A 1,494-nucleotide genomic window follows, 5' to 3' on the forward strand; every position below is an offset into this window, starting at 1 on the left:
TGATGAAACGGTAGAACAATACGCAGATAGAGTCTTTATTCAATGGAAAATCGGTCGAAAAGGACAAGACAATGGTATTTTATTACTTATTGTAAAAGATGATAAACGTATGCGAATTGAGGTTGGTTATGGGCTTGAAGGAACTATTACCGACTTAGTGGCCAGTAAAATTATTCGTGAACAATTAGCGCCAGAATTTCGACAAAATAACTATTATCAAGGAATTGATAATGCCTTATCTGCACTGAAACAAAAAATCGATAATCCTGCCCCGAAAAGTGAAGATAACGAACAAGGCTTTAACTTGTTATCATCAGAAGATTTTACTTCCATGTTGAGTAATTATGCGCTGGTGTCATTTGTTATTTGTCTTATACTTGCCAAATTATTGTATCGTAAAGATAAAACCAATCAATGTCTTCTTACTGGTTTATTTAACGCTCTATCTGTTGGTGGATTTACCCTTTGGCATATGCGCGATATATTTATTATAGTATTTATCATGTTTGTGGTATTTATTTTGAGTACCATTGCCAGCCGCATTGTGACTCCCGGAGCAGGCGGCGGAAGAGGAAATCATCGAGGAGGAAGTGGCGGTTTTGGTGGTTCTAGCGGTGGCTTCGGCGGAGGTGGCGGCTTTAGCGGCGGCGGTGGTGGTCGCAGTGGAGGCGGTGGCGCTTCCGGTAGCTGGTAAATAGGATAAAAAATAAGGCGCTATATGCGCCTTAATCATATCGATTAATAGCAGTTTATTTTTTACAACAATCGCTAGCCACATCATTCGGGAACAGCAAACCCCACAATTTAAGCAAAAGAACTATTATCAAGGTATTAATGATGCAATTTCGGTATTAAAAGATGTCATAATGGGTAATGAAATTCATCCAGAGAAACAAACCCAGAATAATTATAGAATTGGGTTAAGTGAAATGTTAGATATGATGTTTAACTGGATTATTCAACAAAGCTGGAAAGTGTTTTCTTTTTTTGTTTGTTCGTTTTCACGGTTAAATTCGAAAAAAGTGAATTTAAACGCATTATCATCACATCACTATCAAATAGTTTGTTTCTCCTTATTGTAACTTGGTATGTTCACGATTTTAGTTACTTATATCTTACCGATGTCGTTTTTATTTTTGGTATAAATTATGTGTTTGCTAACTTGTTATTCATCGCTATCAGTTTTAAAAACGGCATAAGAAGAAGTCGTAGCGGGAGTGGCAGAAGCAGTCGATCTTCATATAGCTATTCGAGTGCCGAGGTGGATGTGGCGGCCGCAGTGGTGGTGCATCTGGTCGTTGGTAATGAGATGAACAAAGAGATCATACTCTTTAAGTTTTAATAGTAAGATTTTGATTTGACTATATAATAGTTTTATTTAGCGTTGTTAGTCATGAGGCAGAAAATATAATGAAAAGATATTTTCTAAGTAGTTTATTGTTAATATTCAGTTGGTTTTGTTATGGGCTAACAGACATCCCGGAATTTGCACAT

The 1,494-nt window shown here is 36.7% G+C and carries 1 protein-coding gene; it reads left to right on the forward strand.

The genetic code is table 11. The features are described 5' to 3' along the window. On the forward strand, positions 1–694 hold a 694-nt coding region (locus tag J3U00_RS11580), incomplete at its 5' end, for a TPM domain-containing protein (protein ID WP_267332468.1). Positions 695–1,494: the final 800 nt, after the last annotated feature.

This window comes from Gilliamella sp. B3127, from assembly GCF_026536935.1.
GTDB lineage: Bacteria > Pseudomonadota > Gammaproteobacteria > Enterobacterales > Orbaceae > Gilliamella > Gilliamella apicola_E.